The 17,687-nt window shown below is 72.1% G+C and carries 13 protein-coding genes; 6 read left to right on the top strand and 7 right to left on the bottom strand.

Going from position 1 to position 17,687, the window contains the following annotated elements:
- Nucleotides 1-95: 95 nt before the first annotated feature.
- Nucleotides 96-722, bottom strand: a complete 627-nt coding sequence (gene rpsD / locus AOM04_RS09660) for a 30S ribosomal protein S4 (RefSeq protein WP_062464577.1) — start codon at nt 720-722, stop codon at nt 96-98.
- Nucleotides 723-1,095: 373 nt separating this feature from the next.
- Between rpsD and AOM04_RS09655 the strand changes: the two genes are divergently transcribed.
- Nucleotides 1,096-1,389 carry a DUF4287 domain-containing protein gene (locus AOM04_RS09655; protein ID WP_062464576.1) on the top strand — a complete coding sequence of 98 codons (294 nt, stop codon included), beginning with the start codon at nt 1,096-1,098 and terminating at the stop codon, nt 1,387-1,389.
- A 54-nt stretch (nt 1,390-1,443) separates the two neighbouring features.
- Here AOM04_RS09655 and AOM04_RS09650 read toward each other — a convergent pair whose 3' ends face one another.
- Together AOM04_RS09650 and AOM04_RS09645 are read right to left on the bottom strand one after the other, a co-directional pair.
- Nucleotides 1,444-2,772, bottom strand: coding sequence for a replication-associated recombination protein A (locus tag AOM04_RS09650; RefSeq protein WP_062464575.1), 1,329 nt, complete (start codon nt 2,770-2,772; stop codon nt 1,444-1,446).
- A gap of 55 nt (nt 2,773-2,827) precedes the next feature.
- Nucleotides 2,828-4,372, bottom strand: coding sequence for an S-layer homology domain-containing protein (locus tag AOM04_RS09645; protein WP_062464574.1), 1,545 nt, complete (start codon nt 4,370-4,372; stop codon nt 2,828-2,830).
- Between the two features lie 145 nt (nt 4,373-4,517).
- Between AOM04_RS09645 and AOM04_RS09640 the strand changes: the two genes are divergently transcribed.
- A complete protein-coding gene (locus AOM04_RS09640) occupies nt 4,518-6,776 on the top strand; it encodes an MMPL family transporter (protein ID WP_062464573.1) in 2,259 nt (752 codons plus the stop codon).
- Between the two features lie 13 nt (nt 6,777-6,789).
- Here the strand turns inward: AOM04_RS09640 and AOM04_RS09635 are convergent, their stop codons facing one another.
- Entirely contained in the window at nt 6,790-7,683 is an 894-nt protein-coding gene (locus tag AOM04_RS09635; RefSeq protein ID WP_062464572.1) for a LysR family transcriptional regulator, read from the bottom strand.
- 71 nt (nt 7,684-7,754) lie between these two features.
- On the opposite strand from AOM04_RS09635, the gene AOM04_RS09630 reads away from it, so the two are divergent.
- A complete protein-coding gene (locus AOM04_RS09630; protein ID WP_062464571.1) occupies nt 7,755-8,669 on the top strand; it encodes an EamA family transporter in 915 nt (304 codons plus the stop codon).
- 173 nt (nt 8,670-8,842) lie between these two features.
- Here the strand turns inward: AOM04_RS09630 and aspS are convergent, their stop codons facing one another.
- Nucleotides 8,843-10,618 (bottom strand): aspartate--tRNA ligase, encoded by a 1,776-nt coding sequence (aspS, locus tag AOM04_RS09625; protein ID WP_062464570.1) that lies wholly within the window; start codon nt 10,616-10,618, stop codon nt 8,843-8,845.
- 56 nt (nt 10,619-10,674) lie between these two features.
- Nucleotides 10,675-12,039: a histidine--tRNA ligase gene (gene hisS, locus AOM04_RS09620; RefSeq protein ID WP_062464569.1), complete on the bottom strand. Its 1,365-nt coding sequence runs from the start codon at nt 12,037-12,039 to the stop codon at nt 10,675-10,677.
- 68 nt (nt 12,040-12,107) lie between these two features.
- On the opposite strand from hisS, the gene AOM04_RS09615 reads away from it, so the two are divergent.
- The 3 genes from AOM04_RS09615 (at nt 12,108) to AOM04_RS09605 (ending at nt 15,306) form a co-directional block, all read left to right on the top strand.
- Nucleotides 12,108-12,914, top strand: a complete 807-nt coding sequence (locus tag AOM04_RS09615; protein ID WP_062464568.1) for a peptidylprolyl isomerase — start codon at nt 12,108-12,110, stop codon at nt 12,912-12,914.
- Complete coding sequence (locus AOM04_RS09610) at nt 12,911-14,500, top strand: DUF349 domain-containing protein (protein WP_062464567.1); 1,590 nt, start codon at nt 12,911-12,913, stop codon at nt 14,498-14,500. The genes AOM04_RS09615 and AOM04_RS09610 overlap by 4 nt, the downstream gene beginning before the upstream one ends.
- A 260-nt stretch (nt 14,501-14,760) precedes the next feature.
- Complete coding sequence (locus AOM04_RS09605; RefSeq protein ID WP_062464566.1) at nt 14,761-15,306, top strand: hypothetical protein; 546 nt, start codon at nt 14,761-14,763, stop codon at nt 15,304-15,306.
- Here AOM04_RS09605 and AOM04_RS09600 read toward each other — a convergent pair.
- Nucleotides 15,297-17,555, bottom strand: coding sequence for a RelA/SpoT family protein (locus AOM04_RS09600; RefSeq protein WP_228373678.1), 2,259 nt, complete (start codon nt 17,553-17,555; stop codon nt 15,297-15,299). The two genes, AOM04_RS09605 and AOM04_RS09600, sit on opposite strands and share 10 nt — an antisense overlap.
- Between the last annotated feature and the right edge of the window lie 132 nt (nt 17,556-17,687).

Here is a 17,687-nt window from a genome sequence, read left to right as displayed (position 1 = left end):
CTGCATCGTGCAGAAAAAGCCGCGGTGCACCACCCCGGAGGGCGGCGCACCGCGGCCACTGCTAGCGGAGCCCTTGCGGGCCCCGCGGGTGCGCCTTAGCGAGCGTAGTACTCGACGACCAGCTGCACGTCGCAGGTCACGGGGACCTCGGCGCGCTTCGGACGACGGACGAGCGTCGCGGTGAGCTTCTCAAGCGTGACGTTGAGGTACTCGGGCACCTGCGGGAGCACGTCACGGTGCGCGCCGGCGGCGGCAGCCATGTAGGGCTCCATGGTGACGGCCTTGGGCTTGACCTGGATGGTCTGGCCCGGCTTCACACGGAACGACGGGCGGTCGACGATCTTGCCGTCCACGAGGATGTGGCGGTGCAGGACCGACTGACGCGCCTGAAGGATGGTGCGCGCGAAGCCCGCACGCAGCACGAGCGCGTCGAGACGCATCTCCAGAAGCTCGACGAAGGCCTCACCGGTCAGACCGGACTCCTTCTTCGCCTCGGCGTAGGTCGAGGTCATCTGCTTCTCGCGGAGACCGTACTGCGCGCGAAGACGCTGCTTCTCGCGCAGGCGGACGGCGTAGTCGCTCTCCTTGCGGCGGGCGGTGCGGCCGTGCTCGCCCGGGGGGTACGGGCGCTTCTCGAAGTGCTTGACAGCCTTCGGCGTCAGGGCGATGCCGAGGCTGCGCGACAGGCGAACCTGGCGACGTGCCTTCTGAACAGAGGTCATGATTTCCTTCACAGCTCCCCGGGCGCGCGGATGCGACCGGAGAAATGATCGTTATTTGCTGAGTTCGCGGCGACAGCAGCCAACCGTCCGCGAGGGCTGAACAAGGATAGCAGGTGGGTGCTGGTCGGGGTAGGACCGGCGTGCCCCTGGCGTGCCCGCCGGCCGGCCCTCCCGAAATGGGTAGGCCTTGGTCGCTTTTCGAGGATCCTCGCTCCGCATGGGTAGACCATTGTCGCCCGCCCAGAGCCCCACGGCGCTCCCCCGATAAGTTTGAGGATCCGCACCAACTTCCATGGGTGTCTCCGGTGCTGGTGCTCAAAGTTGTCCTCAACTCCTCTTGCCCCGCCGCGCGGCGGCTGCCTACGGTGCACCCATGTCCTTCCAGGCGTACCTCGACGCGGTCGAGACCAAGACCGGCCTCACGCCGCGCCAGCTGCTCGACCTCGCGACCGAGAAGGGCTTCGGGCCCGACACCAAGGCGACACCGATCGTGGAGTGGCTGCGCGACGACTACGGCCTGGGCCGCGGCCACGCCATGGCGATGGTCCACGTCATCACCAAGGGCCCGCAGATCTCGGACAAGCACGTGAACTCGGGCGGCACCCACTCGGACCCGTCGGACCGCCTGTGGCTCGACGGCAAGGACTCGATGCCCGCGGACTGGTGAGGCCGCTGGCGAGCTGGTTCGCGCCGCGGCGACACGCCCGCCGCGCCTTACCGCTCAGTCCCGCCGCCCCAGCATCCCCCGGATGGTGCGCAGCCGTTCGGTGAGGGTGCGCTCGTAGCCGTGCTCGGTGGGCTCGTAGTACCGCGAGCCGCGCAGCGACTCGGGCAGGTACTCCTGGGCGGCCACGCCGTGCGGGGCGTCGTGCGCGTACACGTACGCCTGCCCATGCCCCAACCGTTCAGCTCCCGCGTAGTGCGCGTCGCGCAGGTGCTCGGGCACCACGCCGGCCTTGCCCGCGCGCACGTCCGCGATCGCGGCGTCGATGGCGCGGTACGACCGGTTCGACTTCGGCGCGCTCGCCAGGTACGTGGTCGCCTCCGCGAGCACGATGCGCCCCTCCGGCATTCCGATGAAGCTCACCGCATCCGCGGCCGCCTGTGCGATGACGAGCCCCTGAGGATCCGCCATGCCGATGTCCTCCGCGGCGAGGATAACGAGCCGGCGCGCGATGAACCGAGGGTCCTCCCCCGCCACCACCATGCGCGCCAGGTAGTGCAGCGCGGCGTCGACGTCCGAGCCGCGCACGGACTTGATGAAGGCGCTGATGACGTCGTAGTGCTGGTCGCCCGACTTGTCGTAGGCGACGAGCGCGGCGTCCATCGTCGCCTCCGCGAGCTCCGCGGACACCACCCCGCCCGGCCCGGCGGCCTGCGCGATCGACTCGAGCAGCGTGAGCGCCTTGCGGGCGTCCGCCCCGGCGACGCGCAGGATGTGGTCGCGCGCCGCATCGTCCAGGGTCACCGAGCCGCCCAACCCCCGCGCGTCGGACACGGCGCGCGCCAGCAGCGCCGTGATGTCCGGCGCCGCGAGCGGCTGCAGCACGAGCAGGAGCGACCGCGACAGCAGCGGCCCCACCACGGAGAACGACGGGTTCTCGGTGGTCGCGCCGATGAGCGTCACCCAGCGGTTCTCGACGGCGGGCAGCAGCGCGTCCTGCTGGGAGCGCGTGAAGCGGTGGATCTCGTCGACGAAGAGCACGGTCTCGCGCTCCCCCGTCGCGATGCGGCGCTTCGAGTCGTCGACCACGGCGCGCACGTCCTTGACGCCCGCCGTCACCGCGGACAGCTCGACGAAGCGCCTGTTGCCGGCCACGAGGTACGCGAGCGTGGTCTTGCCGGTGCCGGGCGGACCCCACAGCACCACGGAGGTGGCGGGCGCGTCCTCCCCGATCAGCCGGCGCAGGGGCGAGCCCTCGGTCAGGAGGTGCTGCTGGCCGACCACCTCGTCGAGCGACCGCGGGCGCATCCGCACCGCGAGCGGCGCGTTGCCCAGCGTCTCGGGCACGCCGGACGCGTCGGTGCGAGCCGCGTCGAACAGATCCATGCGCCCAGCGTAGGCGCCGCCACCGACAGGCCCGGCCACCGCATCGTCCCCGGGGTCAGAAGCCGTTGACGCGCGCGTAGTCGTCGGGGTCGAACACGGCGTAGATGTCCACGATCGCGCGCTTGCGGTAGAAGACGCCGCGGGTCGGGTCCCCCGAGCCGTCGGGGGTGTTGCCCTCGACGAGCCACACGTACTCGCCGTCCACGTGGTCGACGATGCCGGTGTGCGTCGGGCCGTCGTAGGGGTACCAGTCGACCAGGACCACGTCACCCTTCTGCATGTTCCCGCGCGGGGTCGTGTCGAGCACGCCGGCGTCGCGCAGCAGGCCCACCCACTCCTGGAACTTCGAGCGCTTGGGCACGCCCTGCGCGAAGCCCGCCTTGTCGAACACCCACGCGACGTACACGTGGCACCACGAGCGGTACTCGCCGAGCCAGTCGTTGTACTTGTTGTGGTTCCAGTTGGGCGAGCGGTAGCCCACCTGGCCGTGCGCGACCTTGAGGATCGCGGCGGGGTTGTACGTCGTGACCGTGTTGAGGTGCGTCGCGGGCGTCCAGGCGCGCTTGCCGTTGATGTCGACGAGCCACCACGTGCCCTTGATGACCCCGGTGAACGTGCCGCGCGTGCCGCGTCCGGCCGTGGTCACCACGGAATAGCCGTTCGACGGCCCGGACCGGAAGTACAGCTGCGAGAGCTTGATGCCCACCTTGGTCTTGGCCGCGGTCGGCTGGGTGGTGGTGAGGTATTTCGCGGGCGACCAGCCGACGATGCCGCCCATCTTCACGCGCTTCCAGCCGTTCCACGCGTTGCCCAGGTACGTGCCGGGGGCGCCCTTGAGGCCCGACACCACGACGGCGGAGCTCCACGTGGGCTCCTTGCGCAGGTTGACGCGCGAGTAGGTGATCCACACCTTCTGCTGCGCCTCGACGGTGCGCTTGACCGCGGTGATGGGGGCCGCGTCGTGCGACAGCCGGTAGAGGAACAGCGCGAGCGTCTGGCGGGTCACCGCGAGGGACGGCCGGTACTCGCGGCCGCGCCAGGTGAGCCAGCCGTCGGCGAGCCCCTCGGACGCCGCCCACTCGACCGCGCCCGGGTGCCGCGCGTCCTTGGAGTCCGCGTAGACCGCGGAGCCCGTGGGGACGCTGCCGCGCGTGAGGCGCTTGAGGGCATAGGCGAGGCCGTCGCGGGTGGTGCCGCGCGAGGGACGGAACGTGCCGTCGGCGTACCCGTCGATGATGCCGCGGGAGGCCGCCCACTCGATCGCGACGGAGCCCTTGCTCCCGGCCGGGACGTCGCTGAAGGTCGCGGTGGCGGGCGCGTCGAAGGCCGGCTCCCCCGCGTAGCGGTACAGCCACGACGCCATCGCGGCGCGCGTGATCGCCTTGCCGCCATGGAAGGCGCGACCTCCGTCGACGGGGTCGCCGGGGAAGATCCCCTGCGCGCCGATCCACGTGATCGCGGCCGCGTGACCCGAGTCCGCGGCGTCGACGTAGGTGACGGGCTCCGCGGCCGCGGCCGGAACCGCGAGCGTGCCCGTCACGGCCAGGGCGAGCGCCGCCCCGACGATCCGTGCCCTCCAGGTACGCGTGCTGCTCGCCATCGACCCTCTCCCCTTGATCACCGGCGGGATCCGCCGTGTCCCGAATGTAGCGGTTCGTAGGATCCGTGTCCGTCCGACCCTCCGCGCCGTCGAGCCTGTGGAGGCACCCCTTCCGGCTGTCGGGGGGCGCGCCTAGCCTGGGCGCATGGGGGGATTCGCCCGGGTCGGGCGCCTGATCGCGCGAGCACCGCGCCTCGTGGTGGTGCTCGCGGTGGTCGGCACGCTCGGCCTCTACGCGCTCGCGACCGTCGGCGTGAACGGCGACGGTCTTTTCCAGCGCGTCACCACGGGCCCGCCGCTGGTCGAGGGCTCCGACTCGTGGGCCGTCTACGAGGCCCAGCTGCGCACCGCGCCGGCGGACCAGGGCCCGCCCGTCACCTCGTACGTCCGCCACGTCTCGATGGACGATGCGGCGGTTGCGCAGGGCGTCGCCGACGCCGCCGCGCGGATCGCCAGGATCGACCGGGTGGTCACCGTCGCGTCGCCGTTCGGGGTGGTGCCGGGGCCGGCGTTCGACGCGGCGGCGGCCGGCGCATCGTCCTCGGGCACGGACGCCCAGGCGCAGGCGAAGGCGCTCGTGGACAAGGACGGCACGGGCTTCCTCATCCAGGTGAGCTTCGCGGACTTCGGGTCGGTGGACCCTCTCGCGACCCACCAGGAGGTCGCGCGGATCGTCGCCGCGGCCGTCGAGCAGATGCGCCCCAGCAACCCCGACGTCGTGGTCGACACGTCCTCGAACCCCCTGGTGTTCAACGACTTCACAGGACAGCTCGAGCACGACCTCCGCACCGGGGAGATGATCGCGCTGCCGGCGGCGCTGCTGGTGATGGTGTTCGTGTTCGGCGGCTTCCTCGCGGCCGCGACGCCGCTGACGGGCGCGATCGCCTCGATCGCGGGCGGCCTCGCGGTGCTGTACGGATTCTCGTACCTGCTCGACCTGGACCAGAGCGCGGTCAACGTGGTGACGGTGCTCGGGATCGGCCTGTCGATCGACTACGGGCTGCTCATCGTGTCGCGGTTCCGGGAGGAGCTGCACCGGCTCGGCGGGGACCCACGCGAGACGCGCGACCGCGCGATCGAGTCCACGATGGCGACCGCCGGGCGGACCGTGACGTTCTCGGCGCTGATCGTGACGATCGCGGTGGGCGGGCTGCTGCTGTTCAAGCCCGTCATCATGAAGGGCATGGGCGGCGCCGCCGTGGGCGTGGTGCTCACGGCGATGGTGGCCGCCCTCACCATCGTGCCGGCGGTCCTGTACCTGCTCGCGCCGCGCATCACCGGGCCCAGCGTGCTGTCGCGGGTGCCGGGCCTGCGCCGGATCATCGCCGCGACGTCCAACGTCGACCGCGACGAGGGCGCCTTCTCGCGCCTCGCGGGGTGGGGTCAGCGGCGGCCGTGGCTCGTGGTGACGGGTGCGACGCTGCTGCTGCTGGTGCTCGCGAGCCCCGTGCTGCAGATCCAGCTGCGCAACTCCGACATCGAGGCGCTGCCGCCGGGCAACGAGCGGCGCGACTTCGTCGAGGCGTTCCGCGTGGGCTTCCCCGACCTGGGCGAGGCGCCGATCACCATCCACACGCTCGCGGATCCGTCCGCGCTGACCGCCTACCTGGAGAAGGTGGCCGCCGTGTCGGGGGTGCGCAAGATCGACGCGCCCGAGACCCTCGACGGCGAGGCCTTCGTCGGCGTGCGCCTCGACGCGCCCGACCCGTCGGGGCCTGCCGCCGTGCAGGCGGTCAAGGACATCCGCGCGCTGCCGAAGCCGGTCGCGCTCGAGGTCGGCGGTGTCGCCGCGACCCAGATCGACTTCCTCGCCGCGATCATCGAGGGAGCGCTGCTCGCCGGAGCGCTCGTGGTGGTGGCGACCCTGGTGCTGCTGTTCCTCATGACCGGGTCGCTGCTCGTGCCGCTCAAGACCCTCGTCATCAACTCGTTGTCGCTCCTCGCGACGCTCGGCGTGGTGACGTGGATCTTCGGCGAGGGGCACCTCGAGGGGACGCTCGGGTTCACCTCGACCGGCGGCATCGAGACGTACGTGGCCGTCATCATCGCGGCCTTCGGGTTCGGGCTCGCGATGGACTACGAGGTGTTCCTGCTCTCCCGCGTCAAGGAGTACGTCGACGCCGGCGAGCCCAACGACGCCGCGGTGCGCAAGGGGCTCCAGCGCTCGGGCCGGATCATCACCTCCGCCGCCGCGGTGGTCGTGCTCGTGTTCCTCGGCTTCGCGCTGGGCGACCTGCTGATGATCAAGGAGGTCGGCGTCGGTCTCGCGTTCGCGGTGCTGCTCGATGCGACCGTGGTGCGCATGTTCCTGGTCCCCGCGACCATGACGCTGCTGGGCGACTGGAACTGGTGGGCGCCGGGGCCGTTGCGCCGGCTGCACGAGCGCATGGGGCTGCATCACTGAGCGCGTGGCGTCCCTACGCGAGCGACTCCCCCACCGTCGCGAGCCGGTCGAGCACCGCACGCACCGCGTGCCGCTCGACACGGTCGGGACGGCCGATCGCGACGATCGCCCGCGTCGCTCGGACGCCGGCGAGCGGGATGAGGCGGTACGCGTCGGACGGCGGCGTCGAGAACCGCGGCAGCAGCCCGATCCCGAGCCCCCGGCCCACGAGCGACTCGACCAGCCGGTTGTCGCGGATCTCCACGATCCTCTCGAGCGTCGCCCCCGTCGCCGCCTCCACCGACTCGAGCACCGTCGCGAACGGGAAGCCGCGCGGCACCGCGATCCAGCGCTCCTCCGTGACGTCCTCGGGCGTCAGGGAGGCGCGCGACGCGAGACGATGCGCGGCGGGCACCGCGACGTCGATCGGCTCGCGCGCGACGACGCGGGAGAACAGGCCCTCCGCTCCCGTGGGGACATCGGAGCTGAGGCTGTGCGCGATCACGAGGTCGTGGTCGAGGGTGCGGCCCGCATAGTCGGCCTCGGCGAGGTCGAAGTCCTCGAGCTCGATGCGCAGGTGCGTGCCGGCCAGGCCCGCCATGAGCCCGGGGATGAGCGCGGCGCCCGCGCTCGGGAGGGTGCCGATGCGCACGGTGCCGCTCGGCTCCCCGCGGCCCTGGTCGAGCGCGCCCTGGACGCGGGCGAGCGCCGCGAGGACGTCGTCGGCGCCAGACGCGAGGATCTCCCCCGCCCACGTGAGCCTGAGCCCGCGTGAGGCGGGCTCGACGAGCGCGACGCCCAGCTCGCGCTCAGCGGTCCGCAACTGCTGCGACAACGCCGAGGGCGTCCGGTAGGTCGCCGCCGCGACCGCGCCGAGCGTGCCGCGCTCCTTCAGCTCGCGCAGCAGCTCCAGATGCCTCACTTCCATGTAGGCAACCTACATCGTCGCTTCACCAGGATGCGCTGGTCCTTCATTGCGAGCCCTGGCACGCTGGCGCCATGCCGCTGCGCCACACCCTCCTCGCCGTCGCCGTCGCGATCCTGTGGGGGCTCAACTTCCTCGCGATCCACGCGTCGCTGACCCAGTTCCCTCCCCTGTTCCTGGTGGCGCTCCGCTTCGCGATCATCGCGATCCCGACGATGCTCCTGGTACCGCGTCCGGACGTGCCGCTGCGGTGGCTGATCGGCTACGGGCTCGGGTTCGGGACCGTGCAGTTCCTCGGCCTCTACCTGGGCATGGCCGCGGGCTTCCCCACCGGGCTCGCGTCGCTGGTCCTGCAGGCCTCGGCGCCGTTCACGGTGGTGCTCGGCGCGGTGCTGCTGCGGGAGCGGCTGACCCCGCGCGCGGTCGCGGGCGTCGCGGTCGCGACCGCCGGCCTCGCGGTGGTCGGGCTCGCGTACGGCTGGGGCGCGCCGCTCGGCCCGTTCCTCCTGGTGATCCTCGGGGCGCTGGGCTGGGCGTTCGGCAACCTCGCCTCGCGCCAGGCCCGCGCCGAGAAGCCGCTGCACCTGGTGCTGTGGATGTCGGTGGTGCCGCCGCTGCCCATGCTCGCGCTGTCGCTCGCGGTCGAGGGGCCCGCGCGGATCGGCGCGTCGTTGACCAGCGCCTTCACCGCCGCGGCCGTTCCCGCGTGGCTCGGGCTCGCGTACACGGTGCTCCTCGGCACGCTGCTGGGCTCGGGGATCTGGGTGTGGCTCATGGCCCGCCACCCCGCGGGACGCGTCGCGCCGTTCTCGATGCTGGTCCCGGTCGTGGGGATCGTCACCGCGTGGCTGGCGCTCGGCGAGGTGCCGGGGTGGCTCGAGCTCGCGGGCGGCGCGCTGGTGATCGGCGGGGTGCTCTGGGCGTCACGGCCGACCCGCGCCGCTCATCGTCCGGCGGCTGACCCGGTGCCCACGCCCGCGACCACCTGACCGTGCCCCACACGCCGAGCCCGCGCATCGTCCATCTCGCTGCAACTCGCGCGGCAAACCTCGACGTAGATGCCCGGAACTGCATCCGGCGTGTGGAGCAGGGTCAGGGGCGGAGACGCGACGAGGGCGGGACCCCTCAGGGATCCCGCCCTCGCGACGCACGGTGAGGAGGCTTACGCCTCGACGGTCTCCTCAGCCTCGTCCTCGGCGACGAAGTCGACGCCGGCCTCGGCGCGCTGCTCCGGCGTGATGGGCGCGGGAGCGGCGGTCAGCGGGTCGTAGCCGCCGCCCGACTTCGGGAACGCGATGACGTCGCGGATCGAGTCCGCCTTCGCCAGCAGCGCCGTCACGCGGTCCCAGCCGAGCGCGATGCCGCCGTGCGGCGGGGCGCCGAACCGGAACGCGTCGAGCAGGAAGCCGAACTTCTCCTGGGCCTCCTCGTCACCGATGCCCATGACCTTGAACACACGCTGCTGCACGTCCTGGCGGTGGATACGGATCGAGCCGCCGCCGATCTCGTTGCCGTTGCAGACGATGTCGTAGGCGTAGGCGAGCGCCGGGCCCGGGTCGGTGTCGAACGTGTCCATGAACTCCGGCTTGGGGCTCGTGAACGCGTGGTGCACGGCGGTCCAGGCGGAGTGGCCGAGGGCGACGTCGTCGTCCTCGAGGTCCACCGGCTTGAACAGCGGGGCGTCGACCACCCAGCAGAACTCGAAGCGGTCCTCGTCGATCAGGCCGACTCGGCGCGCGATCTCGTTGCGCGCGGCGCCGAGCAGCGCGCGCGACGGGCCGGTCTTGCCGGCGGCGAAGAAGATGCAGTCGCCGGGGTTGGCGCCCACCTCGGCCGCCAGGCCGGCGAGCTCCGACTCGGACAGGTTCTTGGCGACGGGGCCGCCGAGCGTCCCGTCCTCCTGGACCAGCACGTACGCGAGGCCCTTGGCGCCGCGCTGCTTGGCCCACTCCTGCCACGCGTCGAGCGTCTTGCGGGGCTGCGACGCGCCGCCCGGCATGACGACCGCGCCGACGTACTCCGCCTGGAACACGCGGAACGGCGTCTCCTTGAAGTAGGAGGTCAGCTCCGTGAGCTCGAGCCCGAAGCGCAGGTCGGGCTTGTCGGAGCCGAAGCGCGCCATCGCGTCGTTGTAGGTGATGCGCGGGATCGGCAGCGGGACCTCGTAGCCGATGAGCGCCCACAGCTCGCGCACCAGCTCCTCGCCCAGCGCGATCACGTCGTCCTGGTCGACGAAGCTCATCTCGATGTCAAGCTGCGTGAACTCGGGCTGGCGGTCCGCGCGGAAGTCCTCGTCGCGGTAGCAGCGGGCGATCTGGTAGTACCGCTCCATGCCGGCCACCATGAGCAGCTGCTTGAACAGCTGCGGCGACTGCGGGAGCGCGTACCAGGAGCCGGGCGACAGGCGCGCGGGCACCAGGAAGTCGCGGGCACCCTCGGGGGTGGAGCGCGTGAGGGTCGGGGTCTCGATCTCGAGGAAGCTGTTGCGCTCGAGCACGCGACGCGCGGCCTTGTTCACCTCGGAGCGCAGCACGATGTTCGCGCGCGGCTGCGGGCGGCGCAGGTCCAGGTAGCGGTGCTTGAGGCGCGCCTCCTCGCCGACCGTGACGTGCTCGTCGATCGGGAACGGCGTGGGCGCCGACTCGTTGAGGATCGTCACGTCCGTGACGGACACCTCGATCTCGCCCGACGGCATGTTCGGGTTCGCCGAGCCCTCGGGGCGCAGGCGCACCTCGCCGGTGACCTGGATGACGTACTCGGTGCGCAGCGCGTGCGCGACCTCCTCGCGGATCACGATCTGCGCGAGACCCGAGGCGTCACGCAGGTCGATGAACGCGACACCGCCGTGATCGCGGCGGCGGCCCACCCAGCCGGCGAGGGTGACGGTGGCGCCGGCGTCGGCGGCGCGCAGGTTTCCAGCGAGATGCGTGCGGAGCAAGTTGCTTGCCTTTCTTACGCGCGGGTAGCGCGGGGTTGTGAAGAGCGGGTCTCAGTCTAGCCGCGGACGATGCGCGGGTTCAGGTCCTCGGTCGGGGGCACCCAGGCGTCGGCGTCTGCGGGCGTCTGCTCGCCCGAGCGGATGTCCTTGACCTCGCCGTCAGGGCTGGTGCCATCGCCGGCCGCGGGGAACCACACGAACGGGATGCCGCGGCGGTCGGCGTACTGGATCTGCTTGCCGAACTTGGCGGCGTTCGGGGACACCTCGGTCGGGATGCCGCGCGTGCGCAGGCGGTCCGCGATCGCAGTCGAGGCGGCGCGGTGCTCCTCGTCGGTGACCGCCACGAGGACGGCCTGCGGCACGGAGCGCGACGCGGTCGCGAGGCCCGCTCCGAGCATGCGGCTCACGAGGCGGCTCACGCCGATCGACATGCCCACGCCGGGGAAGCCGCCGCCCGCGACGAGCGAGTCGTAGCGGCCGCCGGAGCAGATCGAGCCGAGGTCCTCGTGGCCCTCGAGCACCGTCTCGTAGACGGCGCCCGTGTAGTAGTCGAGGCCGCGCGCGATGCGCAGGTCCGCGATCGCCGTCTCGGGCACGGCGGCGTTGACCGCGTCCACGAGCGCCGCGAGCGACCGGGCGCCGCGATCGAACTGCTCGCGCGCATCGTCCGCCCCCTCGACGATCGGGCTGTGGTCCCACAGCGCCTCTACCAGGTCGACGAACGAGCCGTCCGGGGTCTGGATGGCCGCGAGCTCGAGGATCGCGTCGACGGCCTCGGGGTTCACGCCCTTGCCGTGGAGCTCCTCGCGCACGCCGTCGGGGCCGATCTTGTCGAGCTTGTCGACGCTGCGCAGCGCGCCGGCGACGTCGACGATGCCGACGCCCCGGTAGAAGCCCTCGACCAGGCCGCGGTTGTTGAGGTGCATGCGGGCGGGCGGGAGCGGCAGGGCGCGAAGCGCGCGGGCCATCACGATCGCGACCTCTGCCTCGAGGTGCTCGGGCAGGGTGTCCCGGCCGACCACGTCGATGTCCGCCTGGTAGAACTCGCGGAAGCGGCCCTCCTGCGGACGCTCCCCGCGCCACACCTTCTGGATCTGGTAGCGGCGGAACGGGAACTGCAGGCGACCCTGGTTCTCCTCGACATAGCGCGCGAACGGCACCGTGAGGTCGAAGTGGAGGCCCAGCTTGGCCTCCTTGCGGTCAGCGTCGGGATCGGCGTTGAGGCGGCCGATCGCGTAGATCTCCTTGGACGCGTCCGAGTCGCCCGCGAGGCGCTCGACGGGCTCGACCACGCGCGTCTCGATCTCGCCGAAGCCATGCAGCGCGAACACCTCGCGGAGGGTGCCGATCACATGCGCCTCGACGAGGCGCTCCTGCGGGGTCCATTCGGGGAATCCGGAGAGGGGTTGCACGCGTGCCATGCCCGCCATTGTTCCGCATGCCGCCCACCTAGACTGACCTGGCACATCGCCCGGACGAGGAAGGCCCGATGACGACCAAGAAGCAGGCCAAGGCGAACGCGGCGCGGAAGCAGCACGCGTACGAGGGAAGGATCGCCGCCAAGCAGCGCCACCGTGAGCGCGTCATCCGCATCACGGCGATCGTGCTGACCGTCGCGCTGGTGCTGGGCGGCGGGCTCGCCGTGCTGCTCGCGGCGATGCACGCGAACAGGACGTCCGACGCGGGCGCGGCCGCCGCATCGTCCACCCCCACGCCGAGCGCGAGCGACGACTACGGCGTGACCGTCGCGTCCGGCTGGGCCGCGTCGCCGGCGCCGCCGGACCCGTCCTACGCCGCGGACCGCACCTGGGACGCGACCATCGCGACCAACCAGGGCGACCTCGAGCTGACGCTCGACGGCAAGGACGCACCGCAGGCGGTCGCGAGCTTCGTCAAGCTCGCCGAGGACGGCTTCTTCGACGGGACGCAGTGCCACCGCCTGACCACGGCAGGCATCTACGTGCTCCAGTGCGGCGACCCGCGCGGCGACGGCACCGGCGGCCCGGCCTACCGGTTCGGGCCGGTCGAGAACGCGCCCGGCGACGACGTCTACCCCGCGGGCACGGTCGCGATGGCACGCGCCTCCGGCGATGGCAGCTCGATGGGGAGCCAGTTCTTCATCGTCTACCAGGACTCCACCATCCCCGCCGACCAGGCGGGCGGCTACACCGTGCTCGGCCACTTGACCTCCGGGACCGATAAGGTGGGGCGTGTTGCCGAAGCAGGCACCATCACCGGGGACACCGACGGTCCTCCGGCCATGTCCGTCATCGTGAACGAGGTATCCGTCTCATGACCGAGTCGCCCGACGCCGCGGCGTCGCAGACCGAGGCCGTTCAGGCCACGCCCCAGCCCACCCCCGAGACCGAGGTCGCGGCCGTTCCCGAGGTGGCCGACGCCGCCGCGGAGGAGGCGCCCGTCGCCTCCGAGGACGCCGCGCCCGCCGCCGACGCAGCAGTCGAGTCTCCCGATGCCGAGGCCCCCGTGGCCGAGGAGACCCCCGCCGCCGAGGCACCCGCCGCACCCGCGGCGAAGGCCCCGCGTCCCCGCGCTCCCAAGCCGGGCGCGTTCAAGGCCCCCTCCCCCGCCGCCGTGGCCAAGCAGGCGACCCACCCGGTCGTCGTCGTGCCCGTCGCGTCGGAGGTCCCGCAGGAGCGCTTCGAGGAGGCCCTCGCGCACGGCCTCGTCGAGGACGGCAAGGCCTACGTGATCATCGCCGAGGAGCGGGTCGAGGTCGGCGAGGCCGCCGACGACGCCGCGCTCGAGGCCTACGCCCACGCGTTCTTCGAGCTGGAGGCCGCCGTCGAGCGCCTCCACGCACGCCTGTCCTCCGCGGAGCTCTCGCCCAAGGACATCGACGACTCGATCACGTCGATCGAGGGCGTGCTCACGCCGCCGAGCGTCGTGGGCGACCTCGAGACCCTCGCCGAGCGCTACGGCGCGGTCAAGGCCGAGGCCGAGACCGTCCGCGCGCGCATCCACGAGGAGCGTCGCGTCGCCCGCGAAGCCGCGGTGGCCGCGCGCGAGGAGATCGTCGCGATGGCCGAGGCCCTCGCCGCGAAGCCCGAGAACCAGGTCCACTGGAAGAACGACACCGCCGCGCTGCGCGGCCTGCTCGACCAGTGGAAGGAGGCGCAGCGCTCCGGCGCCCGCATCCCCAAGGACGCCGAGCGCGCCATGTGGACCCGCTTCACGCACGCCCGCTCCGCCTTCGAGAAGGCGCGCAAGCACCACTTCGCCGAGCTCGACCGCTCCAACTCGGACGTCGCGACGCGCAAGGAGGACCTCGTCGCGCGCGCCGAGCAGCTCGCCGAGACCACCGACTGGGACCGCGGCGCCCGCGGGTTCCGCGACCTCATGAACGACTGGCGCACCGCCGGCCGCGGCCGCCGCTCGGTGGACGATGCGCTGTGGAAGCGGTTCCAGGCCGCCCAGGACGCGTTCTTCGAGGCCCGTCGGGGTGCTGCCGACGCCGAGGACGAGGCCCTGTCGGGCAACGTCGAGGCGAAGGAGGCCGCCGTGGTCGAGGCCGAGGCGATCCTGCCGATCAAGGACCTGGCCGCCGCCAAGCAGGCGCTGCGTCCCATCCAGGACCGCTTCGAGGCCGCCGGACGCGTGCCGCGCGCCGACGCCGCACGCCTCGCCAAGCGCATGGGCGTGGTCGAGAAGGCCGTGCGCGACGCCGAGGACGCCGAGTGGAACTCGCGCAACCCCGAGCTCGAGGCCCGCGCCTCGGGTGCGGCCGCGCAGCTCCACTCCGCGATCGCCGGCATCGAGGACGAGATCGCCGAGGCGAAGGCCAAGGGCAAGGACACCAAGAAGCTCGAGGAGTCGCTTGCCGCCCGCAAGGCGTGGCTGACCCAGATCGAGGGCCTCTCCTAGGCCGGATCCCTTCAGGGCGCCCCGTCACCGTTGGTGGCGGGGCGCTTCTGCATGCCCGCGGGGACGCGCCGACCGCTTCCCACACGGCGACCGGCATGTGAACGCTCGCCCGATGCACTTCGCGTCGCAAACCTCGACCAGAGGTGGCGCCACTGCAGTTCATGTGTGGGAAGAGGTCACGGGGCGGGCGCGCGGGCGGGCGCGCGGGCGCCATCCACACCCCCTCGCGCCGCCGGGGCTCCGCGAGCGACCCTGAAGCGGTGATCCTGCTGCGCGCCGATGAGGTGGGCCGGCTCGCCTACGCGCGCCTGGCGCGTGACCATGCGATCGCGCCCCTCACCCCGGGGACGGCGCGCCCGATCGACGTGCCCGACTCCCCCGGCCTGCGTGCCCTCGCCGCCGCACCCCGGGTGCCCGGCCACGTGGTGCTGACCGGCCTCGCCGCGCTCTGGGTCCACGGCTGGCTGACCGCGCCGCCGCTCGCGTGGCACGCCGTCGGGCTGCGCGGGCTCTACCGGCCTCCCGGCGCGCTCGTCATGCTCCACTCGGGCGTGACCGCGAGGCTCGGGATCCGCACCCCGAGCGGGCTCGCGCTCGCTCCCCCGCCGCGCGCGTGCGTGGACGCGCTGCGCTGGGAGGACCCCGGCGATGCGCTCCCGGCGGCGGTGCGGGGCCTGCGCGAGGGGCGCATCGTCCCGGCCGACCTGCTGGCCGCCCTGGCCTGCGACCCCGCGAACGGGGCCGGGTTCGCGCGGCTCGACTCGCTCGTGCGCGCCGTCGTGGGGGCGGCGACGCCTCAGAAGTGACGCTTGGTGTTGGTGATGCGGCGCGCGTCGTACACGCCGTCGATGCGGCGCACCGCGCTGAGGATCGCGCCGAGGTGCGACGGGTCCGCCATCTCGAACACGAAGCTCGACATCGCCACCCGCTCGCGGTTGGTCGACACGTTCGCGGACAGGATGTTGACGTGGTGGTCGGACAGCACCTGGGTGACGTCCGAGAGCAGGCGGTTGCGGTCGAGCGCCTCGACCTCGATCTGCACCAGGAACGTGCCGGCGTTGTGGCCGGTCCACTCGACGTCGATGAGCCGCTCGCTCTGGCTCTTGAGCTGGGCGAGGTTGTCGCAGTCGGCCCGGTGGACGGACACGCCCTGGCCGCGGGTGACGAAGCCCTGGATCGCGTCGCCGGGCACCGGGGTGCAGCAGCGCGCGAGCTTGACCACCACGTCCGTGAGGCCGTGCACCGCGACGCCCGGATCCCCGCGGCGCGCGGGCGTGCGCTGCGCCGGCAGCCCGGGACGGGTGATCTCCGTGATGTCCTCGTCGGCGCCCTCCTGGCCGCCGACGGCCTCCACCATCCGCACTACCACGTCGGACGCCTGCTCCTTGTGCTCGCCGATGGCGGCGTAGAGCGAGTCGACGTCCTCGTAGTGCATCTCCTTCGCGAGGGCGAGGAGCGTGGGGCGGCTCATGAGGCGCTGCATCGGGAGCTGCTGGCGGCGGATCGCGCGGGCGAGCATGTCGCGACCGGTCTCGATCGACTCCTCGCGGCGCTCGCGCGTGAACCACTGCCGGATCTTGTTGCGCGCGCGGGTGGACTGCACGAACTCGAGCCAGTCGCGCTTGGGGTGCGCGTTCTCGTCGGAGGTGGTGAGCACCTCGACCGTGTCGCCGTTCTCCAGCGTCGAGTCGAGCGGCACCAGGCGGCCGTTGACCTTCGCGCCGATGGTCTTGTGGCCCACCTCGGTGTGGACGGCGTACGCGAAGTCCACGGGGGTCGCGCCCTGCGGCAGGGACAGCAGCTTGCCGCGCGGGGTGAACACGTAGACCTCGGCCTTGGAGATCTCGCCGCGCAGGCTGTCGAGGAACTCGGACGGGTCCGCGGTCTCCTGCTGCCAGTCGGCGATCTGGCGCAGCCAGCCCATGTCGCCCGCGTCGCCCGTGGCGCGCTGGCCGGTCTTCGCGTTCTCCTTGTAGCGCCAGTGCGCCGCGAGGCCGTACTCGGCTCGACGGTGCATGTCGTACGTGCGGATCTGCAGCTCGACGGGCTTGCCGGTCGGCCCGATCACGGTCGTGTGGAGCGACTGGTACAGGTTGAACTTCGGCATCGCGATGTAGTCCTTGAACCGGCCCGGGACGGGCTGGTAGCGGGCGTGCATCGCGCCCAGGACCGCGTAGCAGTCGCGCACCGTCTCGACGAGGATGCGGATGCCCACCAGGTCGTAGATGTCGTTGAGGTCACGGCCCCGGACGATCATCTTCTGGTACACGGAGTAGTAGTGCTTGGGGCGGCCGGTGATCTCCGCCTTGATCTTCATCGCCTTGAGATCCTTCTCGATCTCGGCGCGCACCTGCGCGAGGTACTTCTCGCGCTCCGGCGCGCGGTCCGTGACGACGTCGACGATCTCCTGGTAGATCTTCGGGTACAGCGTCTGGAAGCTGAGGTCCTCGAGCTCCCACTTGATGGCGTTGAGGCCCATGCGGTGCGCGAGCGGCGCGTAGATCTCGAGCGTCTCCTGCGCCTTCTTGCGCGCGGACTCGGGCGAGACGTACTTCCACGTGCGCGCGTTGTGCAGGCGGTCGCACAGCTTGAGCAGCAGCACGCGGATGTCCTTGGCCATCGCCACGACCATCTTGCGCACCGTCTCGGCCTGCGCGGCGTCGCCGTACTTGACCTTGTCGAGCTTGGTGACGCCGTCGACGATCATCCCGACCTCGTCGCCGAACTCCTCCGTGATCCGCTCGAGCGGGTACTCGGTGTCCTCGACCACGTCGTGCAGCAGCGCCGCCGCGATGACCGTGTCGGTGAGCCCCAGGTCCGCGATGATCTGCGCGACCGCGATGGGGTGCGTGATGTACGGCTCGCCCGACTTGCGCGCCTGCCCCCGGTGCGCCTCCTCGGCGACCTTGTACGCGCGCTCGATCAGCCCGGTCCGTCCGCGCGGATACATCCGGCGGTACGTGTCGAGCACGCCGTCGATCGCGCTGGCCTCACGGCTGCCGCGGCGCAGGAACCCGAGCCCGAGCGTGCCGGTCGACGGACGGGTCTCTGTCACGCGCACCTCCGAGGCTGGTAGGCGGCCAGTCTATCCGCGCACCCCGACAACGGGTGACCTCCCTGGTAGCGCGCTCCCCCGACCCCGGGAACGACGGAAGGGGGACGATGCGGTGGCCACCGCATCGTCCCC

This window comes from Demequina soli (assembly GCF_000971195.1).
Taxonomy (GTDB): domain Bacteria; phylum Actinomycetota; class Actinomycetes; order Actinomycetales; family Demequinaceae; genus Demequina; species Demequina soli.
The sequence above is the reverse complement of the archived record's forward strand: the minus strand, read 5'-3'. Positions and strand labels throughout refer to the sequence as shown.